The 6,750-nt window shown below is 60.0% G+C and carries 6 protein-coding genes and 1 pseudogene; 5 read left to right on the plus strand and 2 right to left on the minus strand.

All coding sequences use genetic code 11. The features are described 5' to 3' along the window. Positions 1-98: 98 nt before the first annotated feature. From paeA to BN1139_RS01195, 4 genes are all read left to right on the plus strand, one after another. The gene (gene paeA, locus BN1139_RS01180; protein ID WP_005334094.1) at positions 99-1,418 is read left to right on the plus strand and encodes a polyamine export protein PaeA; all 1,320 of its coding nucleotides are present in this window, start codon (positions 99-101) and stop codon (positions 1,416-1,418) included. 19 nt (positions 1,419-1,437) lie between these two features. After that, a complete protein-coding gene (locus tag BN1139_RS01185) occupies positions 1,438-1,980 on the plus strand; it encodes a hypothetical protein (protein WP_013723917.1) in 543 nt (180 codons plus the stop codon). Between the two features lie 293 nt (positions 1,981-2,273). Then, complete coding sequence (locus tag BN1139_RS01190) at positions 2,274-3,176, plus strand: homocysteine S-methyltransferase family protein (protein WP_005350708.1); 903 nt, start codon at positions 2,274-2,276, stop codon at positions 3,174-3,176. Positions 3,177-3,185: 9 nt separating this feature from the next. Further along, the gene (locus tag BN1139_RS01195) at positions 3,186-4,601 is read left to right on the plus strand and encodes a basic amino acid/polyamine antiporter (RefSeq protein WP_005350710.1); all 1,416 of its coding nucleotides are present in this window, start codon (positions 3,186-3,188) and stop codon (positions 4,599-4,601) included. A gap of 125 nt (positions 4,602-4,726) precedes the next feature. Here the strand turns inward: BN1139_RS01195 and BN1139_RS01200 are convergent, their stop codons facing one another. Further along, a complete protein-coding gene (locus tag BN1139_RS01200; RefSeq protein ID WP_005350712.1) occupies positions 4,727-5,566 on the minus strand; it encodes a sterol desaturase family protein in 840 nt (279 codons plus the stop codon). Positions 5,567-5,734: 168 nt separating this feature from the next. Here BN1139_RS01200 and BN1139_RS01205 point away from each other — a divergent pair, with 168 nt between their 5' ends. Next, on the plus strand, positions 5,735-6,526 hold the full coding sequence (locus BN1139_RS01205; protein ID WP_005350714.1) for a substrate-binding periplasmic protein: 792 nt from the start codon (positions 5,735-5,737) through the stop codon (positions 6,524-6,526). A gap of 107 nt (positions 6,527-6,633) precedes the next feature. On the opposite strand, the pseudogene BN1139_RS20690 reads toward BN1139_RS01205, so the two are convergent. After that, positions 6,634-6,750: pseudogene (locus BN1139_RS20690) on the minus strand (peptide ABC transporter ATP-binding protein); the annotation flags it as partial.

The following is a 6,750-nucleotide window of genomic DNA, read 5'->3' on the forward strand; positions in this document are numbered from 1 at the left end:
AATACTCCCCCTGTGTGAGTCCCGGATGGGCTCACGGTCCGGTCTCCCGGGCCCAGTTTGCCGTCTTGTGCTAAGGCGGGTGTAGCAATAGGTTAATCATGAGTTTTGCCGATAGTTTGTTCTTTTTAATGCTGCTGGTTGGCGGCAGTGTGTTCTTCTCCCTCTCCGAGATCTCTCTCGCCGCGTCTCGCAAAATCAAATTGCAGGTGATGGCGGATGAAGGTAATCGCCAGGCCGAAAAGGTGCTGGCCCTGCAGGCCCAACCGGGCAACTTTTTCACCGTGGTGCAGATTGGCCTCAATACCGTCGCCATTCTGGGCGGTATCCTGGGTGAGTCTGCCCTCAACCCCGCCATCAAGGGGATTGTCTCCCAGTTCTACCAGGGCCCCTGGCTTGGCGAGATCAGCTCCGGTGCCTCCTTCGTGTTCGTCACCGGCATGTTTATCCTGATCGCCGATCTGATGCCCAAGCGTCTGGCCATGACCATGCCCGAGCAGATTGCCGTGGTGGTGGTGCGCCCCATGCTCTTCTTCGTCACCGTGTTGATGCCGCTGGTGTGGGTCTTCAACGGATTGGCGAACTCCCTGTTCCGTCTGATGCGCGTCTCCACCGTGCGCAATGACGAGATCACCTCCGATGATATCTATGCCGTGATGGATGCCGGTGCCGAGGCGGGGGTTATCCAGCGCGAGGAGCATCAGCTCATCGAGAACGTGTTCGAGTTGCAGTCCCTTGGTGTCACCTCTGCCATGACGGCCCGCGAGAGCCTCATCTACTTCACCCTGCAAGAGAGTGAAGAGAGCATCAAGGCGAAGATCGCCGAACATCCCCACAACAAGTTTCTGGTCTGTGACCACAACCTCGACAGCATCAAGGGCTTTGTCGATGCCAAAGAGCTGCTGATCCGCGTTATCGGCGGCCAGAGCATCGACCTTATCGGTGGCAACCTGGTGCAGAACGTCATCATCATCCCCGATACCCTGAACCTCTATGAGGCGATGGAGTACTTCAAGAATCATCGTGGCGACTTTGCCGTGGTGATGAACGAGTACGCGCTGGTGGTGGGGATTGTCACCATGAACGACCTGATGAGTACCGTCATGGGCGAGTGGGCCACCCACGTGGTGGAAGAGCAGATCGTCCAGCGCGACGAGAACTCCTGGCTGGTGGACGGGGTCACCCCCATCTCCGACGTGATGCGCGCCTTCGATATCGAAGAGTTCCCCGAGAACCAGAACTACGAGACCATCGCCGGCTTTATCATGTATATGCTGCGCAAGATCCCCAAGCGCACTGACTCGGTCAAATACGCCGGTTACAAGTTCGAAGTGGTGGATATCGACAGTTACAAGATTGATCAGCTGCTGGTTACCCGGGTCGAACCGGCTGTGGCCGAGAAGCCAGCTCAGGAATCGTAAAAGGAGCGACATAAGAGTCATGAAGATGCAGTCTCATTCCCGTGCGCTGGCCTGTGTCGCGCTCGCCCTGGCACTAGGTGCCTGTAGCCAGAGTGCGCCGCGCAAAGCCACAGTAGCAGCCAAGCCGGTAGCCCCCAAGCCTGCCGTGGTCGTGCCGCAGCCGGATCCCGATGCGGTGGTACAAAGCGGCATGGCCGAGCCGAGCCCGGTCTTTGACGAGCAGTATCACGGCCCGGATCAGGGGTCGCTGGAGTCGGTTACCGCCCTGTTTGCCCGTGGCTACATCGAGTCCGCCATGCGCGAGACCATGCTGGCGGCGGTGCACAACGACTATCAGCTGCTCGGCATGCGGGATGTGCGGTTGACCGATCCGGTCTCCAAATTCCTCACCTCCGAGCAGGCGGCCACCACGGCCCATGACTACCTCTATGCGGGTGTGCAGCGTCGCCTCGGTCGTCCTCTCAGCCCTGCCCAGTGGGAGCAGATCTGGCGCGGTTTGCCGCAGCAGGGTCGGGTCTCCGACTGGGTCAAACAGATCAAGCGAGTGCTGGCCGGGCGTTAAGTTACCAGCGGATCAAGATTGTGATGAGGCCACCTTCGGGTGGCCTCTTGCATTTCTGCGTTTGCCTCGCCGTTTGCACGCTGATTTCTGCTGATACTGATTGCCGCCCGTGGCGCTTTGCTTTATCTTGTTTTGGCCATCTAAACATCCATATGTTTTTATGGCTGTGTAATAAAAGGGCTTCCCAGGATGAAGCGGGACGATCTGCAGCGATTCGATGCGAAACCGCAGATCAACAAAACAAACAGATAAATACGCATATAAACAACGCATATAACAAAGAGACACGACAGATGAAAACCAGGGAATTGTGGGTGCTGGATGGAGGCATGGGGCGCGAGTTGGCACGGCGGGGGGCACCGTTTCGTCAGCCCGAATGGTCGGCGCTGGCCTTGATGGAGGCGCCAGAGACGGTGCGTGACGTGCATCAGGCCTATGTGGCGAGCGGGGCCAGGGTCATCACCACCAACAGCTATGCGCTGGTGCCGTTTCATATCGGCGATGAGCGTTTCTTTGCCGACGGGGAGGGGCTGGCAGCGCTGGCCGGTCAGCTGGCCCGTGAGGTGGCTGACGAGCAGAAGGGCGCCGTGCAGGTGGCGGGTTCTCTGCCACCGCTGTTTGGCTCCTACCGTGCCGACCTGTTCAAGGCGGACCGGGTGAGCGAGCTGGCGACGCCGCTTATCCGAGCGCTATCCCCTCATGTGGATATCTGGCTGGCCGAGACCATGAGCCTGATTGCCGAGCCACTGGCCCTGAAAGCGCTGCTGCCTGATGACGGCAAGCCGTTCTGGGTCTCCTTCACGCTGGAAGATGAGGCGCCGGGCAACGAGCCGCGACTGCGCTCCGGCGAACGGGTGGCCGATGCGGTGACCATGCTGGTGGTAGCAGAAGTCGATGCCATTCTGTTCAACTGCTGTCAGCCCGAGGTGATCGAGGGAGCCCTCGAGGTTGCCTGCACCAGGTTGCAGGCGCTGGGCCGCGCAGACATTCGCCTCGGTGCCTATGCCAACGCCTTCCCGCCGCAACCCAAAGAGGCCACCGCCAATGACGGGCTGGACGAGATACGCGGCGATCTGGGGCCGCTGGATTATCTCGGCTGGGCCGAGCGCTGGCTCGCGGCCGGGGCGAGCCTCATCGGCGGCTGCTGCGGCATCGGCCCCGAGCATATTCAGGCGCTGAGCAGCCGGTTGCGCTAAGGAGCTTCCATGAAAGAGAGCAAGATTGGGCTCTGGTCACTCACCGCGCTGGTGTTCAGCTCCATGGTGGGGGCGGGGATTTTCAGCCTGCCCCAGAACATGGCCGAGGTGGCTGGCGCCCGCGCCGTGCTGATCGGCTGGGGCGTGACGGGTGTGGGCATCCTGGCGCTCGCCATGAGTTTTCTCTATCTGTCGCGACTCAGGCCCGATCTCGACGGCGGCATCTACAGCTATGCCCGCGCCGGTTTTGGCGATCTGGTGGGCTTCTTCTCCGCCTGGGGTTATTGGCTCTGTGCCACCATCGGCGTGGTGGGTTATCTGGTCATTGCCTTTGCGGCGCTGGGCAGTTTTATCGATACCCCCGAGCAGGTCTGGTTTGGCGAGGGAAACACTTTGGCGGCGTTTGTCGGCGAGTCTTGCATCCTCTGGGCGGTGCACCTGCTGGTGGCCCGCGGCGTGCAGCAGGCGGCGCTATTCAATCTGGTGGCGACCCTGGCCAAGAGCCTGCCGCTGCTGCTGTTTATTCTGTTTGCCTGCTATTGGTTCGATCCGGTCACCTTCGCGGCGGATCAGCAGGGCAGTAGCCTGGCGGTGCCGGTTTCCGAGCAGGTGCGCAATACCATGCTCATCACCCTCTGGGTCTTTACCGGTATCGAGGGGGCCGCGGTGCTGTCGGCCCGCGCCAGAAACCGGCGGGATGTGGGCACGGCCACCGTACTGGGGGTCGTGTTGGCACTGCTGCTCTATGTGCTTATCTCGGTGCTGGCGCTCGGAATATTGAGCCGACCCGAGCTGGCGGCGCTGCCCAACCCCTCCATGGCAGGGCTGATGGCCCAGATGACCGGCTCATGGGGCAAGCTGCTCATCAGCGTCGGCCTGATCGTCTCGGTGCTTGCCTCCTACGTGAGCTGGACCCTCTTCTCCGCGGAGGTTCCGTTCAGTGCGGCCCGACACGGTGCGTTTCCCGCCATCTTCCGGCGCCAGAACCGCAATGGGACGCCTATCGCATCGCTCTGGCTCACCAGCTTGACGGTGCAGACTTGCCTGCTGCTGGTGTGGCTGCTCGGCAAGGGCTACACCAGCCTGCTGCTTATTTCTACCTCGATGATTTTGGTGCCCTACCTGCTGATCGGCCTGTTTCTGCTCAAGCTCTCGTTCAGCAAGAAGGGTGAGGGCGGGCAGGGCCGGAGGTTGATGCAGGCGGTGGCGCTGGTGTCGAGCGGTTATGGCTTCTGGCTGCTCTATGCCGCCGGGGTGGAGTATCTGCTGCTGTCGTTGTTGCTCTACGGGCCGGGTCTGCTGCTGTTTCTCTACAGCCGTCGTCAGCTGGGTGCAGATCTTTGCCTGAGTGGTCGCGAGCGGCTGTTGGCCGGTGTGACCTTGCTGAGCCTGATCCCCGCCGTCTGGTCGTTCGCCCATCTCTGACATCGAAGATATGACTGATCATAAAAGAGAGCGCCGCCGTGGCGCTCTCTTTTTATCAGTGACAGGTTATCAGTGACTGGTTATCAGGGACTTGCTATCCGGAGCTTGTTATTTGGGGCGAAGGCTCAGCGGCTGGCAGGTCCGGCCGGTTTGCCAAACAGCACCGCGAGTTTTTGTCGCCACGGCAAGCCACGGGCGTCATGCAGCATGTCGCGCCACTCGTGGAAGGTGAGAGTGAGGGGGTTGAAGCTGTTGATCGGCTTGGTGATGCCGAAGCGGCATGGCTCGGCCGGATCTTCTTCCACAAAGGTGCCGAACAGCCGATCCCAGATGATCAGCACCCCGGCGAAGTTGCGGTCTATGTATTTGGCGTTGCTGGCGTGGTGCACCCTGTGGTGGGAGGGGGTGTTGAAGACCCACTCAAGCCAGCCGAGCTTACCCACCACCTGGGTGTGGACGAAGAACTGGAAACCCAGGCTCAGCAGCACGGTGGTGACCACCGCCTCAGGCGGGAAGCCGATGACAATCATCGGGATCCAGAACAGCCACATGCCGGAGATCGGATACATCAGGCTCTGGCGAAAGGCGGTGGAGAGGTTGAGGCGCTCCGAGCTGTGATGCACCACGTGGGAGGCCCACAGCCAGCGCACATGATGGCTGGTGAAGTGGAACAGCCAGTAACAGAGATCCTGCAACAGGAAGAGCAGCAATACGCTCCAGAAGGTGAGCTCGATGTCGAACAGTCGCCAGCCCCAGAGGGTGTCATACAGATAAGCAATGGCGATGGCCGCCAGCGCGTCGCCCCCTTGGTGCATCAGGGCCAGGGCTGCGTTGGCAAACAGATCCCGCCACTGGTAGGTGGCAGTGGGAAAGGCCGCGCCATGTTTGCGCAGGTAGAGCATCTCCCAGCCGATAAAGGCCAGAAAAATCGGGGAGAGGTAGAGCAGAAGCAGTTGCACATCCATATGCGGCCATCCATTCAGAGCAATTGCTCTCCAGCATAAAGGATGGGTTTAATAATTCATTAACATTTTTCTGCCAACGAAGAGATGGCATGAAATATGGCGCGGCAGCAGAGGAAGGCGCGCTGGATGGCTATGCTTGATGCAGGCTTTTTCAGGAGGTGCTGGCTTATGCGCGTCTGGTGTTGCTTGTTGCTGGGGTTGTGCATGATGGCGCACGCCAAGACCCGGGTCGAGATCCTGGCGGATGCCGCCTATCCCCCATACTCCTGGCAGGAAGGGGAGGAGGTCAGGGGGATCTATGCCGACATCATCCGCGAGGTGACCTCTGCCATGCCTGACTATGAGGTGGTGCTCAAGCCCATGCCGTGGCGGCGCGGTCTGAGCATGGTGGAGCAGGGGGCTGCCTTCGCCATTTTTCCACCTTACTACATGCCCGATACCCGCCCTTACATGTGGCCCTACTCCCAGCCGATGCTGGATGAAGAGCTGGTGGTGATGTGCGGTGCCAGTGTGGCGGCCAATACCCCGCAGGCCAGGTTTCCGCTCGACTATCACGGTTTACGCTTTGGCATGAACGCCGGTTTTGCCGTCGGCGGCGATGCCTTTTGGCAGGCGGTAAAAGAGAAGCAGATCGACGTGGAGGAGGTGAAAAGCAATCGGGAGAACCTGCTCAAGATTGTCCGCGGCCGGGTCGATTGCACCATCAATGATCGCCTCTCCCTGCTCTATGAGTTGCTCAACATGATAAAGGCCGATCAGCTGGCGGTGGCCGATATGTCCCTGCTCAAACAGGGGCCGGTGCTCAGCAAGGAGCAGGGGTTTCTCGGCTACAGCCGCAAGGGGGAGTACCCCTACAAACAGGCCTTTATCGACCAGTTTGACAAGGAGCTCTATCAGCTCAAAAAACGTGATGGGGTGAAAGTGATCGTGGAGCGCTATCTGGGAAAGTCCCCGCGCTGAGCCGATGAGATGGGCACTCGGGTTCAGCTGGGTTAAGTCTGCTCAGCGTGACACACAAGAAGAGGGACCTTGCGGTCCCTCTTCGTTTATCCAGCAGAGCGTGTTGGCTACAGCACCTGACTCAGGAACTGGCGCAGGCGTGGGGAGGGGGGATTGTCGAAGAAGTCGGCCGGTTTTTCATCTACCAGCAGTTCGCCACTCTCCATAAAGAGCACCCGATCCGC

The sequence above is a fragment of the Aeromonas veronii bv. veronii genome, assembly GCF_000820225.1.
GTDB lineage: Bacteria > Pseudomonadota > Gammaproteobacteria > Enterobacterales > Aeromonadaceae > Aeromonas > Aeromonas veronii.